Origin of the sequence: Paenibacillus silvestris, from assembly GCF_009882985.1 — a bacterium.
Taxonomy (GTDB): Bacteria; Bacillota; Bacilli; order Paenibacillales; family NBRC-103111; genus Paenibacillus_E; species Paenibacillus_E silvestris.
The window spans coordinates 99265-122671 of record NZ_WTUZ01000037.1; the positions used below are offsets into that span (position 1 = coordinate 99265).

The 23407-nt window shown below is 48.0% G+C and carries 27 protein-coding genes; 9 read left to right on the forward strand and 18 right to left on the reverse strand.

Annotated features, from left to right (window positions below; all coding sequences use genetic code 11):
* Window positions 1-3: 3 nt before the first annotated feature.
* The 12 genes from GQF01_RS28250 to GQF01_RS28305 form a co-directional block, all read right to left on the reverse strand.
* Window positions 4-1215 carry a CgeB family protein gene (locus GQF01_RS28250; RefSeq protein WP_161410286.1) on the reverse strand — a complete coding sequence of 404 codons (1212 nt, stop codon included), beginning with the start codon at window positions 1213-1215 and terminating at the stop codon, window positions 4-6.
* On the reverse strand, window positions 1212-2108 hold the full coding sequence (gene rfbD / locus GQF01_RS28255) for a dTDP-4-dehydrorhamnose reductase (RefSeq protein WP_161410287.1): 897 nt from the start codon (window positions 2106-2108) through the stop codon (window positions 1212-1214). The genes GQF01_RS28250 and rfbD overlap by 4 nt, the downstream gene beginning before the upstream one ends.
* Complete coding sequence (locus GQF01_RS28260) at window positions 2108-3148, reverse strand: NAD-dependent epimerase/dehydratase family protein (protein WP_161410288.1); 1041 nt, start codon at window positions 3146-3148, stop codon at window positions 2108-2110. The genes rfbD and GQF01_RS28260 overlap by 1 nt, the downstream gene beginning before the upstream one ends.
* Window positions 3145-3711, reverse strand: coding sequence for a dTDP-4-dehydrorhamnose 3,5-epimerase (gene rfbC / locus GQF01_RS28265; RefSeq protein ID WP_161410289.1), 567 nt, complete (start codon window positions 3709-3711; stop codon window positions 3145-3147). The genes GQF01_RS28260 and rfbC overlap by 4 nt, the downstream gene beginning before the upstream one ends.
* A complete protein-coding gene (gene lhgO, locus GQF01_RS28270; protein ID WP_161410290.1) occupies window positions 3708-4919 on the reverse strand; it encodes an L-2-hydroxyglutarate oxidase in 1212 nt (403 codons plus the stop codon). The genes rfbC and lhgO overlap by 4 nt, the downstream gene beginning before the upstream one ends.
* Window positions 4916-5677, reverse strand: a complete 762-nt coding sequence (locus GQF01_RS28275; protein WP_161410291.1) for a sugar phosphate nucleotidyltransferase — start codon at window positions 5675-5677, stop codon at window positions 4916-4918. The genes lhgO and GQF01_RS28275 overlap by 4 nt, the downstream gene beginning before the upstream one ends.
* Before the next feature lie 29 nt (window positions 5678-5706).
* Window positions 5707-6435, reverse strand: coding sequence for a glycosyltransferase family 2 protein (locus GQF01_RS28280; RefSeq protein ID WP_161410292.1), 729 nt, complete (start codon window positions 6433-6435; stop codon window positions 5707-5709).
* Entirely contained in the window at window positions 6432-7502 is a 1071-nt protein-coding gene (locus GQF01_RS28285; RefSeq protein WP_328803551.1) for a glycosyltransferase family 2 protein, read from the reverse strand. The genes GQF01_RS28280 and GQF01_RS28285 overlap by 4 nt, the downstream gene beginning before the upstream one ends.
* A gap of 29 nt (window positions 7503-7531) precedes the next feature.
* Entirely contained in the window at window positions 7532-8341 is an 810-nt protein-coding gene (locus tag GQF01_RS28290; protein WP_161410294.1) for a glycosyltransferase family 2 protein, read from the reverse strand.
* A gap of 328 nt (window positions 8342-8669) precedes the next feature.
* On the reverse strand, window positions 8670-8903 hold the full coding sequence (locus tag GQF01_RS28295; protein WP_235960594.1) for a hypothetical protein: 234 nt from the start codon (window positions 8901-8903) through the stop codon (window positions 8670-8672).
* A 68-nt stretch (window positions 8904-8971) separates the two neighbouring features.
* On the reverse strand, window positions 8972-9322 hold the full coding sequence (locus GQF01_RS28300) for a restriction endonuclease subunit S (protein WP_161410296.1): 351 nt from the start codon (window positions 9320-9322) through the stop codon (window positions 8972-8974).
* A gap of 23 nt (window positions 9323-9345) precedes the next feature.
* Window positions 9346-9636, reverse strand: coding sequence for a hypothetical protein (locus GQF01_RS28305; RefSeq protein ID WP_161410297.1), 291 nt, complete (start codon window positions 9634-9636; stop codon window positions 9346-9348).
* A gap of 201 nt (window positions 9637-9837) precedes the next feature.
* Here GQF01_RS28305 and cysC point away from each other — a divergent pair, with 201 nt between their 5' ends.
* Together cysC and GQF01_RS28315 are read left to right on the forward strand one after the other, a co-directional pair.
* Complete coding sequence (cysC, locus tag GQF01_RS28310; RefSeq protein ID WP_161410298.1) at window positions 9838-10458, forward strand: adenylyl-sulfate kinase; 621 nt, start codon at window positions 9838-9840, stop codon at window positions 10456-10458.
* A 138-nt stretch (window positions 10459-10596) separates the two neighbouring features.
* Window positions 10597-11904 carry a glycosyltransferase family 2 protein gene (locus GQF01_RS28315; protein WP_161410299.1) on the forward strand — a complete coding sequence of 436 codons (1308 nt, stop codon included), beginning with the start codon at window positions 10597-10599 and terminating at the stop codon, window positions 11902-11904.
* Between the two features lie 15 nt (window positions 11905-11919).
* Here the strand turns inward: GQF01_RS28315 and GQF01_RS28320 are convergent, their stop codons facing one another.
* The 6 genes from GQF01_RS28320 to GQF01_RS28350 form a co-directional block, all read right to left on the reverse strand.
* A complete protein-coding gene (locus GQF01_RS28320; protein ID WP_161410300.1) occupies window positions 11920-12123 on the reverse strand; it encodes a hypothetical protein in 204 nt (67 codons plus the stop codon).
* 12 nt (window positions 12124-12135) lie between these two features.
* A complete protein-coding gene (locus GQF01_RS28325) occupies window positions 12136-12528 on the reverse strand; it encodes a hypothetical protein (protein WP_161410301.1) in 393 nt (130 codons plus the stop codon).
* A 47-nt stretch (window positions 12529-12575) separates the two neighbouring features.
* Complete coding sequence (locus GQF01_RS28330; RefSeq protein ID WP_161410302.1) at window positions 12576-13211, reverse strand: superantigen-like protein SSL4; 636 nt, start codon at window positions 13209-13211, stop codon at window positions 12576-12578.
* A gap of 119 nt (window positions 13212-13330) precedes the next feature.
* Window positions 13331-15085 (reverse strand): glycosyltransferase, encoded by a 1755-nt coding sequence (locus tag GQF01_RS36940; protein WP_328803552.1) that lies wholly within the window; start codon window positions 15083-15085, stop codon window positions 13331-13333.
* Window positions 15086-15107: 22 nt separating this feature from the next.
* Window positions 15108-16139: a glycosyltransferase family 4 protein gene (locus tag GQF01_RS28345; protein ID WP_161410303.1), complete on the reverse strand. Its 1032-nt coding sequence runs from the start codon at window positions 16137-16139 to the stop codon at window positions 15108-15110.
* A gap of 20 nt (window positions 16140-16159) precedes the next feature.
* The gene (locus tag GQF01_RS28350) at window positions 16160-16921 is read right to left on the reverse strand and encodes a sulfotransferase domain-containing protein (protein ID WP_161410304.1); all 762 of its coding nucleotides are present in this window, start codon (window positions 16919-16921) and stop codon (window positions 16160-16162) included.
* 201 nt (window positions 16922-17122) lie between these two features.
* Here GQF01_RS28350 and GQF01_RS28355 point away from each other — a divergent pair, with 201 nt between their 5' ends.
* The 7 genes from GQF01_RS28355 (at window position 17123) to GQF01_RS28385 (ending at window position 23330) form a co-directional block, all read left to right on the forward strand.
* Window positions 17123-17533: a hypothetical protein gene (locus GQF01_RS28355; protein ID WP_161410305.1), complete on the forward strand. Its 411-nt coding sequence runs from the start codon at window positions 17123-17125 to the stop codon at window positions 17531-17533.
* A gap of 186 nt (window positions 17534-17719) precedes the next feature.
* Window positions 17720-18703: an SDR family NAD(P)-dependent oxidoreductase gene (locus GQF01_RS28360; protein WP_407945432.1), complete on the forward strand. Its 984-nt coding sequence runs from the start codon at window positions 17720-17722 to the stop codon at window positions 18701-18703.
* Window positions 18704-18716: 13 nt separating this feature from the next.
* A complete protein-coding gene (locus GQF01_RS28365) occupies window positions 18717-19430 on the forward strand; it encodes a sugar phosphate nucleotidyltransferase (protein WP_161410307.1) in 714 nt (237 codons plus the stop codon).
* Window positions 19427-20407, forward strand: a complete 981-nt coding sequence (locus GQF01_RS28370) for a GDP-mannose 4,6-dehydratase (protein ID WP_161410308.1) — start codon at window positions 19427-19429, stop codon at window positions 20405-20407. Before GQF01_RS28365 ends, GQF01_RS28370 begins: the two co-directional genes overlap by 4 nt.
* 16 nt (window positions 20408-20423) lie before the next feature.
* Window positions 20424-21518 carry a non-hydrolyzing UDP-N-acetylglucosamine 2-epimerase gene (gene wecB, locus GQF01_RS28375; RefSeq protein ID WP_161410309.1) on the forward strand — a complete coding sequence of 365 codons (1095 nt, stop codon included), beginning with the start codon at window positions 20424-20426 and terminating at the stop codon, window positions 21516-21518.
* Window positions 21508-22497 carry a polysaccharide biosynthesis protein gene (locus tag GQF01_RS28380; protein ID WP_161410310.1) on the forward strand — a complete coding sequence of 330 codons (990 nt, stop codon included), beginning with the start codon at window positions 21508-21510 and terminating at the stop codon, window positions 22495-22497. The genes wecB and GQF01_RS28380 overlap by 11 nt, the downstream gene beginning before the upstream one ends.
* Window positions 22494-23330 (forward strand): SDR family oxidoreductase, encoded by an 837-nt coding sequence (locus tag GQF01_RS28385; RefSeq protein WP_161410311.1) that lies wholly within the window; start codon window positions 22494-22496, stop codon window positions 23328-23330. The genes GQF01_RS28380 and GQF01_RS28385 overlap by 4 nt, the downstream gene beginning before the upstream one ends.
* Window positions 23331-23407: the final 77 nt, after the last annotated feature.

Sequence of the window (23407 nt, forward strand, 5' to 3'; positions counted from 1 at the left end):
CGTTCACCCGCCTTTGTTCGTTATCGTTAACAATTCATTCAATCGTTTGCGATACGTGTGATCCTTCAGTGTCCGCGCCAATCCTCGCAAAGCGATATGCTGCCGCTCTTCTTCATGTGTTAAATAGTATTCAATTTTCTGGATAAGCTCTTGTGGGGAGCTGAAGATGTCGAGTTCTTCCCCAGGTTTATAGAAATTCGTCAGGTCGTCGCGGACATCTGTTAGCTGCAAGGTTCCAGACGCTGTAATATCAAAAAGCCGTGGATTAGGCGAGAAAGCGGGGAATTGCCTGCTGTTGCTGTTATGAGATTTGTCTTCGGTAGCCCTGTGAAGATTAATCACGATTTTGGCCCCCTGGTAATACTTCATCGTTTCTTGTGGACTCAACCAGTAGCCTTGAATTTTGGGGGATAACTTGTCATACGAGCTTAGCCGATCCCACCAGTAGCCGTTAATCATGACATCCTTGTCTTTCAGATAATCGGCCATTTCATCGATGAAGGCGACTCTATTCCAGAAAGCTGTGCCAATGAAACAAATATCTTTGCGAAAATTCGTAGGCACATAGTCCAGCTTAACCGCATCTGGGTTAATACCGAACGGCAAATAATGCACATTCTGGCAGCCAAGCAGCTTATAGGGTTTAACACAGCTCTTCTCTAGTGTGAATACATAATCAAAGTGCGGGACGCGTCCCATCGAGTGATCTGAGTGATACGGATCATCCGGCAGCCAGATTGCTGTACGAATGCCATGCGCCCTAATCGCTTGCACGACATCTCCCGGTAATGATTGCCCAAAAGCGTCGAGCACGAGCATAAGGTCGGGTCTTGTCTCCGCCGCAATTTGAACAAGAGGATCGGCTGGATTAACGACAATGACTTCTCTCACCATATCCCGCAGGCTGCCCTCGATACCCTCATCCATCGCCGTATAAGGCAGTCCGTTAGCCCTAACGAACATCACCTTCAGATCCCAAAGAATGCCACGCTCTTGCGGAATGTCCCGCATCAAGCTTTGGCAGCGCCCCATGTGAAATCCATGTGACCAGCCTTTTCCATACCCCTGGTCACTCCCATTACGCCACTCTTCCAGGTAGCGAGACCGGGGAGCCGGCTGCTTCCTCACTTTCACCACTCTGCGCACACGTTGCCGCTGACTCTTCAGCGATCTGAGCGGTAGTTTCTTCGCTCTTACAGCTCTTAAAGCGCTCATTCGATCTCACCTCCACGGATAAGGACGTATCCTTTACGCTGCAAATACTGCTCCAAGGCGCTTTGCCAGCTTCTCATTGGATAAATACGATTCAATTTGTCGTTATCCAGCACACTGTATAGCGGTCTGCGCACTTTGGCCGCATATGCGCTGTTCATAATCGGTATAGTCTCGCAGGTGATGCCGCAAACCGCGAACGTTTGGACCGCCAGCTCATACCAGCTGCAGGCGCCCTCACCGGAGCAGTGATATACACCGTACGCTTTAATCTCTTGTTCGAGGAAAGCGCGCACGGTTTCGGCAACATCTTGTGTGTGCGTCGGGGACATGATGACATCCTGCACAACCGAGATGGGCTTCCCTTGCTTCGAAAGTCTAATCATGGTTTCTACAAAGTTGCCGCCCTTCCCGCTGGCCCCAGCCTCGCCAAACAACGAGGATACACGAAAAATAAAATAGGTATCCAAGTAAGCTGCAATGGCTTCCTCTCCTGCTGCTTTGCTGCTGCCGTAAGCATTCAAGGGACTCACCTGATCTTCTTCCGTATATGGCGCTTGCTTGCAGCCGTCAAACACATAATCCGTACTAAAATGAATGAAGAGCGAGCTATTCTGTTTGCAATAAGTCGCCATGCGCAGAACAGCGATAGAGTTAATGCGGAGAGCCTTCAGCGGGTCGGCTTCACACTGTTCGGTGTTATGAAACGCCGTACAGTTAATGAGCACGTCAATGCGGCCAAGCTTCTCAAGAAGGGGGATAATCGTTTCCGTGTTCTCCACATCCAGCATATCCCGCGTAATCGGGACAACCTCGAACTGGCTGTTTTCTTGCAATACCCGATGGATATCGGAGCCTAGCTGACCTTTGGCGCCTAGCAGCGCAATCCGTTTCATTACTCACTCGTTCCTTGAATATCCAAAATACCGCCATACAGGGTGGCATCCTTAATAATCTTGTGCCATTTGATAAGCTCGCTGTACCAATCCAGCGTAATCGTTTGATCCATGCTCGGCACTTCGCCTGCAGCCAAAGCGTTGTATATCTCCAACGCACCCTGCGCAGCCGTCCATTTGCCCTGCCATCCTAAAGACTTCTCGATTTTGTCAAAACTAACCCGATAGGAACGGTGATCCGGCGCTCCATACCAAGCAATCGTTACAGGCTTAGGAATTACTCCGGTAATTTCTTGTGCTAATTGACCAAGCTGATAATTGTTACTGCCTGACCCAACGTTGAATATTTCGCCATTGATAATCTTCGGATCAGCTTCCAGCAGCAAACACATGGCATCCGTTGTGTCCTGAACATGAACGAACGGTCTCCACTGAGAACCGTCTCTCATTAAGGGAATAACCCCATTCTGATAAGCACCTAATGCCATGCCATTAATGGCCAAATCGAAGCGAATGCGGGGGGAATGGCCGTAGACGGTGGCCTGCCGAATGACAACGACGGTGAACGCACCATCAGCCAAAGGAAGTACGCCATGTTCCGCCATTTCGTTTGCTTTGGCATACGTCGTGAGCGGATTCGTTGGAGAAGTTTCATCGACGATGACGTCTGGCGCCTGAAAGCCGTATAAGCTGCAGGAAGATGGAAGAATGTATCGTTTCACGCCAAGTTTCTTCGCCTTATGTGCCGTACTTACACGGGAAATATGGTTAATTTGGTGTGTTGCTTCCTGAAACAATTCTCCGCTCGGATCGTTGGAGATCGCCACTAAGTCAATGACGGCATACACGTCAGCAAAGGCTTCCTCCTTCAGACGGCGGGAGTCCTCCTTGATCGTTACCAGATTAGGATGCTGCGGGAGCTTATCGATACCGAAGAAAAAGCGGTCAACCGCCTTCACGGCATAGCCTTTATCCAGCAGCTTCGGCACCAGCACACTGCCGATGTAGCCGCCCGCTCCCGTAACCATAATGGTTTTCATGATAAGTCCCCTCCATATACAAAGTTATTGTCCGCTAGCGCAAAAGAAGGCTGCTGACGATCCTTATCGGACAAGATCGGATTCGATACAGGCCAATCGATATTGAGGTCAGGATCATTCCACGCGATGCCCCGGTCATGCTCAGGCGAATAATAATCATCGACTTTATACAGCAGCTGCGTATTCGGAACTAGGGTGCATACGCCATGGGCAAAACCCTTCGGAACTAAGATTTGGCGTTTGTTTTCCGCGCTTAGAATAACGCCAATCCACTGTCCGTAGGTTGGGGAACCTTTGCGAATATCAACTACGACGTCATATACGGCCCCGGATACAGCTCGAACGAGTTTCGTGAGCGCTTTCGGCGCCAATTGGTAGTGCAGACCTCGAAGAACACCCGCTTCTACCGACAAGGATTGGTTATCTTGAATAAAGGTATGTTCAATGCCCAGGCCAGCTAACGTTTGGTGGTTGTAGCTCTCCATAAAAAAACCACGATGATCACCATGTACTTTCGGTTCGAGCACCAAGACCCCCGGCAGCTTGGTCGAAATCACTTTCATGAAAGGGCTCCTCCTCGTTGTTTCATAATATGATCCACGACATAAGCGGCAAAAGGCATCGAACATGTAAATGCCGGTGAGACCGCATTGAGTACATGCATCGAGCGTTTGTCACCTTCGAACACAAAGTCTTGAACAAGCTCCAAGGTCTCGACGTTGAGCAGCTGCGCTCTAATTCCCGGTCTTAGAAAATGTCCGAAGCCCTTCGGGTCGATCTCCCTTACCATCCCCATCCCTAGACCGACGAAATAGGATTTGATATATTTGCGCATTTCCTGAAAAGCCAAGCGCCTGAAGTGAAACGAATTGGTGATAAACAGCTTCAACTCAAAGCCGACAATTTGCAGAAATTCCTTCAGATTAAAGCCCTGTAATCCTTGGTAATTTTCCCGCCAAAAAGCCGGCATCGCCGTAGGCCCGATCTTAATGCTGCCATCCACTGTTTTGGTATAATGAACCCCGAGAAACGGGTTTTTCAAATTGGGGACGGGATAAATGTTCGTGACGACATCTGTTTTGTTTTTCGTATATTTCAAGTAAATGCCTTTGAACGGAATGATCGTATACTTCTGACCGAATCCGAAATCATGGGCAATGCTGTCAGCATAAAGTCCTGCACAATTGATCAAATAGTTATACTTGAAGGTGCCTGAGCTCGTAAAAAGGAGATCTCCCCGATGCTTGCGATATTTCGTTAGGAAATGAAACTCTACACCGTTCTCTGTATTTTCACGCTTCAAGGTTCTACAAACCTCTATGGGATCAACCGACGCCGTTGTTGGCGAATACAGTGCTTTCCGGTATGTCTTCGCATTCGGATCAATGGCAGCTATCTCTTGCTCATTCATCCAAATGAGTTGTACGCCGTTGATGTCTGCCCGCAGCTTCAGCTCTTCCAAGCCAGCTAACTCGGTTTCATCTTTGGCGACGACCAGCTTGCCGCATTCATTCAGCTGCAGGCCATTCTGCTTACAATAAGCTCGCATAGCCTGATTGCCTTCTTTCGTGAACTTCGCTTTCAAGCTGTTGGCTGAATAATAGAAGCCGGCGTGCAGGACTCCGCTGTTACGCCCACTTGCATGTGCAGCTACATCGGACTCTTTTTCCAATATACAAATGGACACTCCCGGCTCTCTTTTCTTCAACTCACGCGCAATCGTTAAACCAATAATCCCCGCTCCGATGATGATGTAATCGTACTTCCTCACTTGTCATCACCGGCGCTGGGCTTAGCATCTGCAGAATCGATATGCGAGTACTCGCGCAGCTTATCGAACGCTTCAAACCATGAAGGAAATGTGCCGGCGTCGATCCACCACCCTGTCAGCAGGTGATAGCTGAGCTTGCCTTGCATCGCATATAAGTTATTCACATCGGTAATCTCCATCTCGCCACGCGCAGAAGGCTCTACCGTCTTAATCAAGTCGAACACAGTAGAATCGTACAAATAAATACCTGTGACACAATACGAGGATTGCGGATGCTCGGGCTTTTCTTCAATCCGCTTGATCAGCCCGCCCTCCATAACCGGTACCCCGTATCGTCTAGCGTCCTCCACTTCCTTCAAGAACACTTTGGCTCCTTCTGACTGATCTTCAAATTGCTTCACATACCCAGCCAGCGAATCTTCGAACAGGTTATCGCCAAGCAGCACTAACAGCTTCTCACCTGGGTGCACGAAGTTCTGCGCAAGCTCCAGAGCATCAGCAATACCGCCAGCCTCTTCCTGTATTTTGTAAGAAATGTTAACGCCCCACTCCTTCCCGCTACCCAAGAACTCCGTATAGAGGGAAACCGAGTGTTTACCCGTGATCAGAAGGACATCGGTGATTCCCGCTGCTCTCAGCTTCTCAATCCCATAATAAATCATGGGATATTTACCGACGGGTAGAAGATGTTTGTTAATCATTTTCGTCAAGGGTCGCAGACGTGTGCCTGTTCCCCCTGCTAGAATGACTCCCTTCATAGCAACGACATCCTTTCCTCATTGCTTTCTCAAAAAAATTCTTGGGGATCCACGCCCCACTTTTCTATAAAGAGCTTGCGCGAACGCTCCACAATTGCTTGCAGCTGGCTTTCGCTTTTCTTGCCGAAGCTGGCGCTGCCATGATGGAAGATAAAGGTGTCCTCGGTCAGCATCAGCTTGTAGCCAGCCTTCCTTGCGCGATAGCAATAATCGTCATCCTCGTAATGGCCGGGACTGAATTGTTCATCCAGGTAACCGATCTTATCCATCACTTCTCGTTTGATTAAGAAGCAGAAGCCGATCAAACGCGTCACTTCCGTGTATATCCCTTTATTTCCCACATTGAATTTCAGAATCATATCCGACATATTCGTGTATGGCTCTTTCATTTGTTGGATCCCGCTGGCATAGTTGGTCATCGGACCTACGATCCCAATATCATTACGGTGATACAGACAAGTGAGCATATGATCCAACCAATTTGGTGTAAGCAGGACGTCATTATTCAGCAAGAGTACGGAGCTGCCCCTAGCCAGCTTCATACCCGCATTACAGGCTGCTGGAAAACCACGGTTTTCGGAAAAGGATACGAAGGGAATCTGCTCACGAACCAACTCATCCAGTGTCCCGTCGGTTGAGGCATTGTCGACCACAATAATTTCATAGGGGGTCCGTGTATGCTCTCGGATTGAATAAATGCAATCTAAAAGCAGCTGTCTTTCGTTAAAGGATGGGATGATGATACTTGTGCTATTCATATGGATCCCCCCGCCAGTGCAGTTCGCGTACGAAGAACATCTCTAAACTCAAGTCTTCTTCCATGTTCATGCAGCAGCATATGGAGGGCTTCCAAATGATCGCCTACAATCAGATTAGAAACCGGATTCGTGGTCCCGGTATTCAAGCGGGTAGGTTTGTTGGCAGTCACTACATCGATGCTTGCCGGTGCGCAAATACGCAATCCATAACGGATTGCCTTCGCCTGCGCTTTAGGAGGTACCATTAACGCTGCGCTTCCGATGATCTCGAGCGCTTTGCGGGAAAGCATATGGGGAATCGCCGTCATGGAGTTCGCATTAAGCTCTGGTCGACCCTGGACACGGTTTACGAATTGTTTGACCATTGAGACGCCATCGCGATGCGTGAAGTGACCAAGGTAAGGGGAAATATTGTTCAAACCAATATCCCATCCTTGGTCGATGGCTCGAATGAAGGGCAACAACTCCTCGGTTTGAACAGGGATATCGCCATCCAGGAATAACACCATGTCTGCTGAGGTGAGCTTGGCGCCAATAGATCGCCCAACATCATGGCCAACAAGATTCGGATAATGAACGATGGTTGCATGAGGGCACTGCTTAGCGATATGAACGCTGTTATCGGTTGAACCGTTAATGACGACAATAATTTCCTTAATCGGTAATCGTTCCAGCGCATTCAGCACGCGCGCAATCGTCTTTTCTTCATTAGATACTGTAATGACTGCTCCTATGGATTGCCTTGTCGGAACAAGTACGAGATTCGGGACGGGAATCCCCATCTTCGTGCTATAGCCTTCAAGGAACGCACGCGAGACAGGAAGATACTGCCCCGTCGAAATCGTTCCAATTTCTCTGGATGTATAGAAGCAATACCAGAGGGAGCTGATATACGCTCTTGGGTCCATCCCCTCTATCAAGGGATGATCTGTGGCATAGCGGGTACCAATTGCGTGTACTCTTCTTCTTAATGCTAACAGGGACATCGCCATCGTTCTCGTAGGTCTGATGGACCTGCGCATACGGCGTACGCCGATGACCGTTCTCACTTTTGGCCTTTGTTTCACACGCTTCTTCACTAGTTTATTCAACAGCTTCACCCCACAAAGGTTCGGTCCCTTGTTAAATCCGTTAGCTGACCACGCTCATTCGTCTGTTCATGCAGCCAATTCAGGGCTTCGAGGTGATCTCCAAGAATAAGATTTTGCAGCGGGTCCACCTTAAATTTTCTTCGTTTTCGAGGATTCGTCCGGCCCACATTGACGTTGTATACCTTGTGGAGCGTGAGTCCCTTAACACTTGCTATCGTTTGAGCGAGTGGCGGTACGGCTAAATTAGCGGCTTGGATCTCGTTTAGCGCTTTACGACTAATGGCGTGCGGGATTGTCGTCATCGAAGCTCCTCGTAAGTCTGGCCGAGAGAGTGCCACGTTAAGCGCGTGTTTGGCTAGCACAACAGGATGTACATCCACCTTATCTGTTTTGCCAGAGTAGCTGTTAAGCGCAACATCGACCCCACGATCCACCGCCTGCACGAAGGGCCGCAAATCTTTGGCTGCAATCACCATATCCGCATCAATGAATAGGATGGTGCTCCCTCTCGCATGACTCGCGCCAATGCCTCGGGGGACATCATGACCTAACGATTCCTTAAATGAAATAACTCGTGCCCCCATCTGGCGGGCGATTCGCTCTGTCTCATCGTAGGAGCCATTGACGACCACAATGACTTCTGTAGCTGGATGCACCAATCGGGCTTGACGAATGACGGACGCGATTGTTTTCCTTTCGTTCATTGCAGGGATGACGACAGATACTTTTGGCGATTCATGATTTGAAATGGGCTTGAAAACAGGCCTCGTTCTCCTCCTGGGTATTAACAACTTTCGCTGCCCACGCTGTTTCATGTCCACACCCTCCCACTGTGATGTGCATTCGTTTTCGTACCCATTGTATGTTTATCCATCCCGATGGACACGGCATCCGTTTAAGCCCGTATCATCTCTAGCTCAAAATAGGACATCTATCACAGATCGCCTTTCCTTCGCAAGGCAACTGGATCATGTACGTTCGACCTGCTTTTATAGTATGACTGCCTTGGGACAGATTCATATGCACTTACCCAGCTTGGCTAGAAATTGGCTAATGACTACTACCGTTTAGTGAAAGCGCTTATAGAAAAAAGCAGATCAGGGTCACTTGTTGGCTTAAATAAAAAAAAGCCCCCATCCTCTTCTATTCCTTCGAAGAAGAGGGGGACTTGCGCTTACCTTGATGAACGCCCGTACTCGCGTTCAACCATGGCTGTCTTGGTATTCCTTTTTGTTTCAAGCGAATAGGCAATCCTATAATTTTCTTTGCCAGAATCCGTTGATAACCCACAATAGATGTCAGATTGTCAGCGATTTGACCCGCTAGCTGCGGCGAACTCTCTACCGAATCGGCGACACTCTCTATGATTCGTGCCAAGGCCCGCTGGCTCCTTGCGAGTGATTCTAGTATATCCAGCTTAATTAGCTGCTCTCTTTCATTGATCTTCATTTGGCATAGTCAAGGCCAGAACCTCCGAACAAATCACCGAAACCGCCACCAGCACTGCCGCCAAGACTGGAATTATCTTCTTCCACAATGAGAACGCCTAAGTTCTTGGCGAAGGCTACCTCCATCTTGGTAATGCCATCGATGACCTCGATAAGCTGTTCATGGATATCTACCGCTTGCTTCACATGATCGGCATTGCTTTCGTACGCAGCTGTAGACAGGTGCTGGCATATCCAGTTGCGCGACTTCTCGGCATGCAGCGCCTTAGCTTCTAGAATAAGTGCTACATTATATTGTATTTTGGCGGTAGCATCCAGGTAAGATAAGTAACTATCCGTTCTGCTCAATGTCTCCACTCCCTGCCCCACATTTATTCATCACCGGGCTGTTCTTTCATGGCCTTCACAATCGGCGAAAGATTATCCGCGATGGCATCCTCTAAATCAGCAAGACTGTTTAAATAGCTGGTTAACCCTTTGGTAATGCTCAGAGAATGTTCCATTAATGCTTCGATTTCTCCGAAGGAAGGATTCTGGTCAGGGATTTCACTAACCATCTTCGCCATATGTGCAATCACCTCACGCTTGGCCTCCAGGGTACGCGCCAATTCGTGCTGCGACTTCGCCATATGCTCCAGAATCGAAGTAATCTGATCCTGCATGTTTATTTCCCTCCTCGTGCGCTTAGGCTTTCCCATTTAGCATATGCGGCATAGGTGGAAGTGGGAATACTCCCCATTCATCCAATTTTCCAAAATCTAGTTCTTCTAGTATGTTTGGATTCCTATAAGGATTTCAGACCAGAACCTCCCATTCTCCTCTAGCATATACATATAGCAATACAAGCTAAGGAGGGGAACCTTTTGTCCGATAAACACATTCAGTGGCAGCCTTCCAACGTTTCCAGGAGCGAGAGGCACCACCTGAATTCCCACAAAAGCTGTGTGCTTTGGCTCACAGGGCTGTCCGGCTCAGGCAAATCCTCGATTGCTTATGAAATGGAACGATTGCTTTTCACTCAACACATACGCTCTTATGTACTCGATGGAGACAATCTTCGGCATGGTTTAAACGGCAACCTTGGTTTTTCTCCGAATGATCGCAGTGAAAACATCCGCAGGACGGCCGAAGCGGCCAAACTGCTTGTCGACGCAGGTATGATTACCATTGTCGCTCTCATTTCGCCCTACCGTGCGGATCGGGAACTAGCTCGCTCTTTATTCGCTGCTGGAGAATTTATCGAGATTTTCATCGATTGTCCGCTGCAAATATGCGAGAAACGAGATCCGAAAGGTCTCTATTTGAAAGCGCGGGCAGGCGTTATTCCTAACTTTACGGGGATTTCAGCACCTTATGAGCCGCCGTGTAGACCCGAAATCGTCATTTCGTCCAATCAGCAAACCCTACAAGCATCTACCTCTCAAATCTATGACTATCTCATTGTTCATAACGTGATTGCCCCACAATCGAGTTATACACGCTAAGTCCGTGTCCTGCTCGGGACAAGTCCCTAGGAATAGGCTCAACTATTCTTAGTGCGAGCTTGCCCGCAGCAGAACCACACCCCTGCCATTCGCATAGAATACAATAAACCTGCTGATGATCGGGGGAATTGTTCGCCTATGCTGGTTTACGTGCTAGGAACGTCCAATAAAGTTCACATAGATGCTACAATTGCCAATCTATCGCATATTGCTCCGAATTGGTCCGTACTGTGCGATCGTGATTACGACGCAGCAGCCTTGAACGATCATCTACATGCTTATGATCAACCCTTCTTTATGACTCTGTATGCGGGAGACTTACTGAGCGCCAGCTCTGTCTCAGAGCTTACCAGACAGCTCGCAGTACTTCCTGAGCACTGTGCTGGCATTATCTATGAACGCGGGGCAGCAACTACCCTGCACAATTATTCTTCCCCTCCTCTTATTTGGAGAACAAGTGCTGTGCGATCCAGTGGCCGTCCCTTTTTCCTCGAAAAGGATGAACTGCCCTTTGTGGCTTATTTGCTTCATGATAACCTGTTTCACTTAAAGCAAGACTGGTCGTGGGAGACCATCCAAAGTGACGGGTGGCAGCCCCAGGCTAAGCATTACCCCAAATGGCAAAAAGCCCAGGAAGAATGGGATCTGATTCGACCTATCCTGGAAGCAGAATCAACTACACTCCTGCCCAAAGTTAAGCCAACTCCCGCCATCAGCATCGTAATATGTACTTTCAATAATGCCGATTATCTCCCATGGGCAATTCGAAGCGTTTATGCACAAAGCAGGCCTGATTGGGAATTGATTATTATCGATGATGCCTCCAGCGACAACACGCAGAAGAAACTGGCATCTTTGCCCGCAGACCCGCGCATTCGTATGTATACCAACGATTCTAATTATGGCAAGTCACATTGTTTAAATGTTGCTTTATCTGTAGCTGAAGCCCCTTGGCTGCTGGAGCTTGACGCAGATGACTGGCTGCCTCCAGATGCCATCCGGATTTTACTTAACGCAGCCAATACAGCTACACCAGATACTTCACTATTGTACGGACATTATTATGAATGGACCGAAGGCGCACGACAACAGCTTATTTACGGAGGGATACGCAAAACACCCGCTGAGTTTCATGCGGAGGCGCTTCTTGCTGGAGCTCTTCCGATAGCACCGCGATGCTATCGGATTGAGACCCTTCACAGCATCCATGGCTGGATGGTGAATGCTCCTTACGAGGGTAGGTTATACGAGGATTTCGAAATCATCATCCGCTTGTCTCGCTCTCATCAATTAAGGCATCTGCCAGAGCCTCTCTATCATCGGAGAGTCCGCAAGTCCAGCATTACGCATCAACATTCCGAGAAGTATGCCGGCTGGATGACATGGATGAAAGAGCAAACCGATCTCCCACGAGGGGATGGAGGAGATACACGGCCATCTACGTGATCCCCTCCCTTCCGTTTACGCGACTACGCGAATATAGTCAATTTGATCCACCACGATGGTCACTACTACCGGTGGACTATAGTAATACGTGTTGTTGATTTGCACCGTAAAATAACAACTTTCAACCGAAATTAACTCGCCAATAATAGGCGGATTATTTGTGAAGTACACCTCAACCGTTCTACCGATAAAACTCACCAGTAACTCTGCGAATGACATAGTTTCTCCTCCTTATATCACTGATTCAATGCTGGAAGCTGGAATAAGGAGAATATCTCCTGACGGCTCAAGAATTTCAATGACATCGGAACCAATGAGAATCAGCGTACCGCTCTCTGTTCCTGCGCCTGTTTGAATCGTAACCTGTGTATTTAAACGGCCCTCAACTGCACTTAACGGATTGCAAGCTGAGACTACCGCTTCACGGACCATGAAGTACGTTGTAACGTTACCGTTACCGTCGTAATCCACCAATGAAAATCCTGATTCCATTAATGAGGCAAGCACAGGTGTTAACTTAGCACCTACTTCAAGTCCGGGAAAATCTAACGTAGCGTCATAACAGTTAATAACGGCACGCTGCGTAGCATAACTGTTACCAGCAATAATAACTACAACATCCATGTAATACTTCCTCCTTCAATTAGGTTGTAATAGGATCTGATTTGCCGTTATGGGGCCGCAACCGCTGAATAAGGTCTGAAACCGATGATGTGGCAAATTGAGAAAATAACAATTTGATCCATATCGTTCCCCGTTGTTGGACGAAGGACTAAGGTCGATTTCCCAATTTTCTCAACCATTCCGATCCGGTTTGGCGGCTCTCCCCCTGAACCTGCTCCGCTCGATGTGAACAGCTCAACTTCCGTATCCCAATATTCCCGCAATAACTCTCTCAACTCTTCGTTACAACCCTCATCTGGGTAATCAACCTTCACCTTCACTTCTGTTTTCGGTGTCTCCACTTTGACGTGAACATCAGGTTTATGGGTCTCTACGTTAACAATAGGAGGCGGTGTTGTGATATGAACCTCTGGGGCTGGTGTTGTGATATGAACCTCTGGAGCTGGTGTCGTAACATGAACTTCTGGGGGATTTGTTTGCACGTTGACTTCAGCAGGAGGGGTCGTCAGATTGACGATAGGGGCTTTAGGCTGCTTGCAGATGACTTTGATCGTTCTTCTACCTACCCTTTTCTTGCATACATGGCACTTACCTTTCTTGCTTTTGTTCCTCGTGCTGCAGTCTTTTTTCTTTACAACACGAGTGGTTTTCTTAACCACACAGTCTTCTGTTATATGAGACATAGTGCACCTCCAAGGTTTTTACATAGACTAACAAAAATTGGATCTCTTCACATTCCTATACTACTCAGCGGAGTAGACCCTCGTCCTAGACTATCACCTAAAAATATAAATCTGGGTATCTATCGCGAGTCTCGAATGTCATATAGTACTCTTTCAAAGGCATCTACACTGCGCTCCCATGTCCATTTCGATGCCTCGAGTTCCCCCGCAGCCGCCAATCTTCTGCGCAAATCGGCATCCTCAATCAAGCGGCCGATATCGGCTGCCAAGCGGTTTTCGTAGCGATAAGACATAAGTCCATTTTGTTCATGTCGACAGTAGTCCATATTTCCGCCGTTGTAGGTCGTGACCAAAGCTGCCCCGCAGCGCATAGCCTCGAGTCCTGGTAGAGAGGCAGAATCATAAGTAGAAGAGTTAACGAATATATCCGTTTCATTATAGTGATAGGCCATAGCACCATCGTGCCCAGGAGTTAAGTAGCGAAAGGTGGGATGATTGGCTTTGATCGACTGTAACTGGGGAGAGCTGCGAAATTCATCTGGAGGAGACATCAGATTGATACGGACATGGGGGTACTTGGCTTGCACGATTTCAAGTTGGCTGATTAAATAATCCTGCTCTCTATGCCAGGAATAGCCGCCTTCTGGCCTCCGCATAATCGCTGATACGTGCAGTTGTGTCTGTGTACTGCGAATATGCATGTTCTTAAAGGCCGTACCGACGCCTACCGGCACAATATGCGCCTGATGACCGTGATTCAAGGATATGAGCTGCTTTTGCCAATTGGAGAGAACAACCATATGCTTCGAAATATGATACGTGGGAAACGAGATGTGATTTTCCGGCAGAAAGGCAGGTTCATAACAAAGGCTCAAGCGGACGTGCACACCTTTGCCATTCAAGCTTGCTTGATGTGCCCCGGGTACAAGCGTGTAGAAATTGGATACAATGATATCCGATTTGGGGTAATCTTTCTCATGAATCATAAAGTGTTGTTTCGTGCGGAGGATTCTGGCATTAATGGTGTAATTGACGGTGCCTTCAGGCGGCATTAAAACAGTAACGTCATGACCTTTTGCCGAAAGCCCATTTACCAGCTCTGCCAGCATTCTCTGAGCTCCTCCGATGCTGAGCGTAATAATAGGAAATGTAATCGTCATCCTCTCCTTGGCTATCAATCCATCCAGCTGTTTCCGATAGGTGGATTGAACCAGGCCGATCTCTTTGACGATTGCACTCTCATGCTTGCGGGATCCCATTTCGGGATGCACACGGTACCGGACAAGACATTCATTGAGATAATAAAAGTCATAACGTTTCATAATCCGCAGCCATAAATCATAATCCTGCGTATATTTGCGAGTTTCATTAAAGTAACCGGTCTTCTGAAATACATCCATATGCAGCATCACGGTACAGCCGTTGATAATGCAGCCTTTTTGCATGATTTTATAAAACTCCATTTTGCTGGAGCATCCAATGCCTGAAGATCCTCCAAAGATCACTCCCTGTCCATCGATATGAACATAGGAGGTATAGCTGACTTTCGCCCCTTTTTCCTGCATAAAAGCCAATTGTCTAGCTACTTTGTGCGGTTCAAATAGGTCGTCGGAGCTTAGCCATGCGAAATATTCGCCAGTAGCGCGCCTGATACCGGCATTCAGCGCACTCGCTGTACCTCCATTTTCTTTTTCCACATAAATAATTCGGTCCATATACGGAACAATTTTCTCCATGTGCTGGGTTGAACCATCATTAACGACGATAACTTCGATATTCGGATAGGTTTGGCTCAGCGCACTTTCAACCGCTGTCTGGACATAAGCACAGTTATAGAAAGGGATCACGATGGAGACTTTCGAATTTGCATTCACGTTGGTAACACCTACCTTGTTCTTAGTTCAGCGAGGTACGTTTGTTGTATATTTCCTCCAATGTGTTCACGATATTACGTTCAAAATGGGCTTTGGTTAAGCGTGCTGCACTAGCCTTGCCGCCAAGAGCGAGTTTCTCCGCCAACAGGGGATCAGACAACACGGCACAAATCCCCTGTGCCAGGTCTCTAGGATCTCTTGGTTTGGTCACATACGCACTTTCCATATGCGAACAGAAATCCATCACTCCGCCTGAATTCGTCGTCACGACAGCTGTGCCGCAGGCCATTGCTTCGAGTGGCGGCAGCGAGAAGGCTTCGAACCATGATGAGGCTACGAAAACGTCTGCAGTCCGAAAGAGCTTCGCCATCTCAAATTCATTTTTGGGATAAAAAATGCGCTCTGGAACGCCAAGCGACACGAGTGAAACTTGGCCATCGGGGCAGATCAGATAGACCATATAATCGCCTACATACTCATTCTTGATGATTTCCATACAAGCATGGAAATCATCAAATCCTTTCAGCGCATAATCTCTCCTATCCCGTGCGATGTACAGGATCACCTTCGTTGTTTTCTTGCTAGGATGAGGATGAATGCGAGGACCCTGTGGACGAAATATGCGAGGGTCTATACCGAGAGACACAATGGTGCTGCGCTGCCCTACGTGATCAAATATTTGTTGATCCAACCAGCTGGAAATGGAAATAATCGGAACATCTTGGGAGTAGGTCCATAGAGCTGCTTCACGGTTAGGTACCCAAAGCGGCTCAAAACCAAGGCTTAATCTAACGGTTTGCTCTGGCCACGCCTCAAAGGCCGATTGAAAGGTTGTATAGAAATTGGGCAAAAGGATATCGCCATAAGGAATATGCGCTGGTTCCAACTTCGGAACAATCGTCAACTTACAAGGAATGTTATATTTTACCGTTGCCGTCTTGGGTATAACGACCTCAACTTCATGTCCCCTTTTCGTAAGCGCTCCGGCGATATCGACCAGTACCTTACAGCCCCCGCCAATATGCAAATCAGCCGCTGGGATGACAATTTTCATGGTTAACCTCCCTTCTCCGGTTATGACCAATCCATATCTTTTTCATAGCCGGTTCGTATCAACACATCACCTGCCACACGTTTGAAGGCCGCTATAACCTCATCGTCAAATTCGTTTCTCCAACCACCGACAACGCCTTTGCGAAAAGTAAAAGAGTTGCTGCTATCTATATTGGCCTCCATGCAGCGAACCAGCCTAGCCAAAGGCATCGGTGGCACGCTATCTTTCCACAGAAATTCCGCTATTGCTGTAATCGTTCTCCGCCTTGATGCCTTCGAAGTCATCAACTCTTCATACGTGGTGATAAAGATTCCCGGCTGAGACAACCAGCCCTGAAATACCCCGAACCAATTCTTAATATTCGGGTATTCGTCTAGGCCATTAATCAGCAGTAAATAACGTTCCTTCTGACTTGGCAAGGCAACTAGTTGCTCATAAATCGGATAGTCCGGAAGCTTTTCGACGATGTAATACGTTAGGGATACAAGCACGTCGCGCAAATCCCTGATCATAAATATCGTTTTAATACCAGGTCGGACCAAAAGCTTTGCCCACTCGGGGGAGTAGTACACATGTCCCATATAAACATCATTCGGGACTGCCTTGCCAAGAACTGAAGCCTGCATCGGCAAGTCCTTAGCCAAGCCTTCATAGAAGACATAGTCATTCATGATCGAACCGGGAATGCCTAACAAAAGCTGATTCAGGAGGTTTGTTCCGCTTTTGGGAACCGTATTTAGAAAAATGACGGGCCGTAGCTGATGAGCTCTGCGTGCATCCATGATCGGCAGCACCTCCCAATATTGGTTTATTTGTTTAAACTTAGCGTATGTGTCACAGCACCAACTTGACCTGTTAATGCGTCTATATCTCTTAACAAAGTTAGAACAAGAACACATTTTGGAAATTATATGGAAAACACAACCTCCCATCCAAGCAATTCCTATTTAATTTAATAGAATAGAGTAAAGGAGGTGATTTTCATGTCAAACATTGTTAGCATTGGGACAAGTGTTCCCGGATCATCCAGCGGCTCGCTAAGTCGTGTCGTTTCAACGACTCCCATTACTCTTGCTGAATTCGGATTAGCGATTCCACAAGGGCCGAACAGAGTACTTCTGACGGCTACCGTTGGTATAACTTCTACTCTCCTAGCTCCTGTCTTATTATTTAACGTGCTCCGTGGCAACGCCGTTATTTTCTCCGCCAGACAGGAGGTTCTCCTGTCCACTGGGCAAGAACTTACCATCTCATTCCAGGCCATTGATACCAACGTTCCAGCAACATCGAACCAAGGATACTCATTTACTGTACAATTGCAACCAGGTTTATTAACTGGCGCAACGGTTACAGGACCAGTCACACTTTCCGGTATCTCTTACACGTATGGCTAATAGAGCATTTGGAATAAAACAAGCTGCCTCAAAAGATCTGCAAAGATCCTTTGGGGCGGCTTTTTCGACATATCTGCTTTTACCTATTTTTACCTAAATGTCCTTAGAGTGGGGGATAGTCCACTACTTTCATAGACAAAGAGAATAAAATGTAACCACATGCTGGAAGGAGTGGTCTCATTCATGATGCGAGGGAAGCAAGTACTGGTAACAGGTGCCGCTGGCTTTATCGGCAGTCATCTTGTGCACCAGTTAGTTGCAGAAGGTGCTAATGTCAGAGCTTTTATCCGATATAATTCAACGAATTCACGCGGTTTCTTAGATCAGCTCCCCACTGATATTCAGAAGGAAATTGACATTATCAAAGGTGACTTGCGCGATCCTCATGGGGTCTATCGTGCCGTGAAAGGTATGGATACCATCTTTCATTTAGGGGCGCTGATCGCTATACCTTATTCTTATCAACATCCCACTGATGTTGTGCAAGCAAATGTCATCGGCACTCTCAATATCGCGCAAGCCGCTCTAGAGTTAGGGGCAGCCAAACTGATTCACACCTCTACCAGTGAAGTGTACGGAAGCGCTCGTTATGTGCCCATGGATGAAACGCATCCGCTACAAGGCCAATCCCCCTACTCCGCAAGTAAGATCGGCGCCGATAAAATTATTGAAAGTTTTTATTGCTCGTATTCGCTGCCAGTCGTAACGGTCAGGCCGTTTAATGCTTATGGTCCTCGACAGTCCATGCGAGCAGTCATTCCTACTATTATTAATCAAGCGCTGCATCAACCCGAAATTGTCCTCGGCAATCTCAGTGCAACCCGTGACTTTACGTTCGTAGAAGATACCGCCAGAGCATTTATTTGTGCTGCAAGCCATGAATCAGCTGTTGGGCAGACCATAAACGCTGGATCAGGGGCAGAAATCTCCATTGGCGAGCTTGCTCAAACGATCAAACAAATTGTTGGTAAAGATCTGCCTGTGCGAATAGCTAGCGAACGGGTACGGCCAGAAAAAAGCGAAGTAGACCGCCTCTTCTCGGACAGCAGCAAAGCCGCAGCTTTAATGGGGTGGAAACCAACCGTTCCTCTGGTGCAAGGCTTAACTCAGACGATAGCGTGGATGAAAAACCATCCAGAACTATATCGATCTAATGAATATGTCGTATAAGGAGTTGGTTTCAGTGGAAGTCGTAATCATGACAGGAGGCAAGGGGATGCGCATGGCGCCTTATACCAAGGTGCTTCCCAAAGGGTTATTACCCGTTGGCGAACAACCCATTCTGGAGATCATCGTGAAGCAGCTCCGTAATTATGGGTTTACCTCCATCACCATGGCATGCGGCTACTTGTCAGGGCTTATCCAAACCTATTTTGGTGATGGAAGCTCTCGGGGGGTTTCTATCTCTTATTATGTAGAAAATGAGCCTTTGGGCACTGTAGGTCCAATTAAACTCATAAACCGTTGGCCTGGCCCTTTCTTGTTGATTAATTGTGATGTCTTAACCACCTTAGACTTTTCCCGCTTTAGAGATTTTCATATCCAAGGCGGCAGTATACTTACTATCGCTTCGCAGAAAAAAGGGATTCCGATTGAGCTTGGGGTCCTTGAAACACAGGATGAATACGTCACTAATTTTGTTGAGAAACCTACCAGATCGGCCTATGTAAGCATGGGTATCTATATGATGAATCCAGAAGTAGCCGATTATATTCCTTCCCATCAATATTTCGACATTCCCGATTTGATTCATGCCCTGCTGGCTGCAAATGAGAAGGTCCGTCATTATGAAAACAATGATTTCTGGCTCGATATTGGTCGGCCTGCAGATTATACCTTGGCCAATGAGCAATTCGGCAAACTCAAATCTCTCCTACTGCCCGGTGAACCCGTATGACGAATATGACGAATCCTCCACTCGTACTCCTTACGGGGATTAACGGGTTCGTCGGGCAGCACATGGCGGCCTATCTCTTGCGTCAAAACATGAATCTGATTGGGGTTGGACGAAAGGCAGGCTGCCTTATCATGCATCCCAATCTGCAATACATCTCCGTTGATATCTCACAGAGCGCTGTCCTCTCATATCTCCTTCAGGAGCATCCGATCACACATATCGTTCATTTAGCTGGAGCTAACGATGTAAGCACCTCTTATGCGGATCCCGTTCAAGTCCTCTATACGAACGCCTGGGGCACCTTGCACATGTTAGAGGCTGTAAGGTCTGCGGCAACAAGCAGCCTTGAGGGGTTCCTAGCCATAGGAACCGCTTATGAATATGATTTTCAAAATCATCTTTCAACTGTGCCTTCCGCGCCTTTAACAGAATCCTCACCCATTCAGCCTGTCAGCCCCTATGCATGGAGTAAGCAGATTATGACTTCATTCATGCAAATGTACGGCAGCGTGTATGCCGTCCCAACCTTCATAGCAAGAACATTCAATTTAATTGGCCCAGGTCATGCCACTGGCGTGTGCGCTCGGCTCGCTAAGCAAGTCGCGATGATGGAAAAAGGCCAGCTCCCTCCTAAGCTCGTAGTTGGAAACACAGCTGTACAGCGTGATTTTCTTGACGTTCGCGATGCGGTTATCGCCTACAGCTCACTCATGCAGCTAACCGCAGTACCTTACGGCAGCATATTCAACGTGTGCAGCGGCACAGCCTCCCCCATCAGCGCCATCATTGACCTGCTGCAGCACTATGCAGCAATCACTTTTGAGGTAGTTGTCGACGAGCGTTTCGTTCGCCTTAACGAAGCCCCCCTCGTGCAAGGGGACAACGCCAAGCTGCGCGCAGCGACCGGTTGGACACCAACCATTTCACTCGCACAATCGGTATCCGACACGCTGGATTACTATCGAAGCCTCTTATGAAAAGGAGATTTACGCGATGAAGATCATGACAGTCCTAGGAACACGCCCCGAAATTATCCGGTTAAGCTTAGTAATCGCCAAACTAGATCTCCTTGCAGATTCACATCTACTCGTGCATTCCGGGCAAAATTATGACCGTACGCTCAGTGACGTCTTTTTCGAACAAATGGGCATTCGGCTCCCGGACGTACACGTTCGGCTCCAAGCTCAAACCGTTGGTGAGCAAATTGCGCAAATGTTCGTCGAAGTTGAGAAAGTGCTGCTGAAGGAGAAACCGGATCGCATGCTCGTTCTTGGCGATACCAACAGTGCACTCACAGCCCTCATAGGCGAGCGGCACGGCGTTCCCGTCTATCACATGGAAGCCGGAAATCGCTGCTATGATACCCGCGTTCCTGAAGAGATTAATCGAAAAGCGATCGACGCCATCTCTACCTGCAATATGCCCTATACCCCCGGCGCACGCGAGAACTTGCTGCGGGACGGCGTCCCTTCCCAGCGAATCTGGATGACGGGCAATCCGATTTATGAAGTGATGGAGCACTATAAAGAGCAGGCGGATGCAAGCCATATCTTGAACCAACTAGGCATTGCGGATAAAAGATATATTCTCGTTACCGCCCACCGGGCCGAAAATGTCGATAATGAATCCCGGCTGCGCCAAATTATCGCAGGTTTGCAGCTAGTAGCTGAGGAGACACAGCTCCCTGTCATCTGCAGCACGCATCCCCGAACGAAGGACCGCCTCGATAAACTCGGAGTCATGGCTTCCCACCCGCTCATTCGCTTCTTGCCGCCATTCGGATTCTTCGACTTTCTGAAGCTGCAGAAGCATGCTGCCTGCGTCATTACAGATAGCGGCACTGTGCAGGAAGAAAGCTGTATCCTTGGCGTACCCGCCGTCACGATCCGCCAAAGCACCGAGCGGCCAGAAACACTGCTTTGCGGCAGCAATTTACTTTCCGGGCTTGTGCCTGAGCGAATCGCCGCCAGTGTCAAGCTGATGATGCAGCCTCACCATACATGGCAGTGTCCAGAAGGCTATCTGGACCCGAATGTATCGAGTAAGGTTGTCAATATTGTACTAGGAGGACAGAGCTATGTTTCATAATCAAACGATCCTCATTACAGGAGGAACCGGATCTTGGGGGCAAGAGCTTACCCGCAGTCTCTTGCAAGAGGGACCTAAGGAAATTCGTATTTTCTCCCGGAACGAGTTCTCACAAGTGAAGATGCAGCGCGACTTCGCCTTCCATCCGTCACTCACTTTTATGATCGGTGATGTCCGGGATCAGGAAGCTGTCGAGGACGCATGCCGGAACGTCGATTATGTCTTTCATTTGGCCGCTCTCAAACACGTGCCAATCTGTGAAGCACAGCCGGATGAAGCGCTGAAAACGAATGTAAAAGGAACCGAGAATGTGATTCGGGGCAGCATTCGTAACGGTGTCAAGAAAGTCATCGACGTCTCCACCGATAAAGCCGTAGATCCGATTAATTTTTATGGAATGACCAAAGCGCTGGGAGAGAAGCTCATGGTTCGGGCGAATGATCTCAGCTCCACAACCCAATTCGTCTGCATTCGAGGCGGCAATGTGCTTGGCACCAACGGCAGTGTCGTTCCTTTCTTTAAGAACCGCATTCTGCAAGGAGAAGATCTCCCTCTTACGCATAAGGACATGACTCGTTTCTTCCTCACGCTTCCTGAAGCAATTGAGTTACTGTTAAAAGCGGCCAAAGCAGCTATAGGCGGAGAAACTTTCGTGATGAAAATGAATGCCTGCCTCATACTTGACTTAGCTGAAGTCCTGATGGAGCAATTGTCAGACCAGCCTCTGGTGGTCAAGGATGTCGGCATCCGTCCCGGAGAGAAGCTGCATGAAGTGCTTATTTCCTCACACGAAATCCCTTATACCTACCAATATAATGAGAAATATTTTGTCATTCTCCCAGGGAATGCGACACCCTCACTTTATGAGCACTACCGTCATTTGCCCAAATCAACCTTCACCCAGTATGCCTCCAATGATTCACTCATGACGTCCGAAGAAATATTAGAGATGCTGCTTAAAGGAGGATTTCTTCCTTGAAACTACTCATTATCGGCGGTCAAGGCATGGCTGGACACATGTTGAAGGACTATTTTACCCGGCAGCATCAGGGTGATGTGTGGACGACCGTGCGATCCGCTGATCCACCTACTCCCCGAGCTGTACCGTTAGACGTCAGGAACGATGAGCACCTGCGTCATCTGCTGAAACAGATTGGGCCGGATGCCGTCATCAATGCTGTCGGTTTGCTGAATGAAGAAGCTAGAACGAGGCAGGCTGAAGCCATTTATGTCAACAGCCTGTTTCCCCATTTGCTGGCTGAATTTGCGAAGCAGTATAATTTCCGGCTATTTCACATCAGCACGGATTGTGTGTTCTCAGGCTCACGCGGGGATTATACAGAATCTGATCTCACAGATGCTCTATCTGTTTATGGAAAAAGTAAAAGCCTGGGCGAAGTCGTCGGCCCTAACGTGGTCACGATCCGCACCTCGATCATCGGGCCTGAGTTAAAGCAGAACGGCATCGGGCTCTTTCACTGGTTTATGCAGCAAAAAGGCGATATCCAGGGATATCGCAAGGTGTTCTGGAACGGGGTTACGACGTTGGAATTGGCCAAAGCGGTGGATTGGTGCCTTGGGCATCCCATTCATGGACTTGTACACCTTGCCGGCCAGCCAAAACTCTCCAAATATGACTTGCTGAAAATAATTCAGGCGCAGTTCCATCATGATACTGTCACGATCCATGCTAACGATGATATGAAATCAGATAAGAGCCTAGTTTCCACAAGAGCTGACTTCAGCTATCCTGTTTCTTCTTATCCCCAAATGATAGCTGATCTGTATGCGTGGATGAAACAATCTGACTAGCCTCTCACACTTTGCCAGCTCCAGAATATGATAAATACAACGCAGCAGCGAAACAAATCATAAGGTGGTGAGTGCCT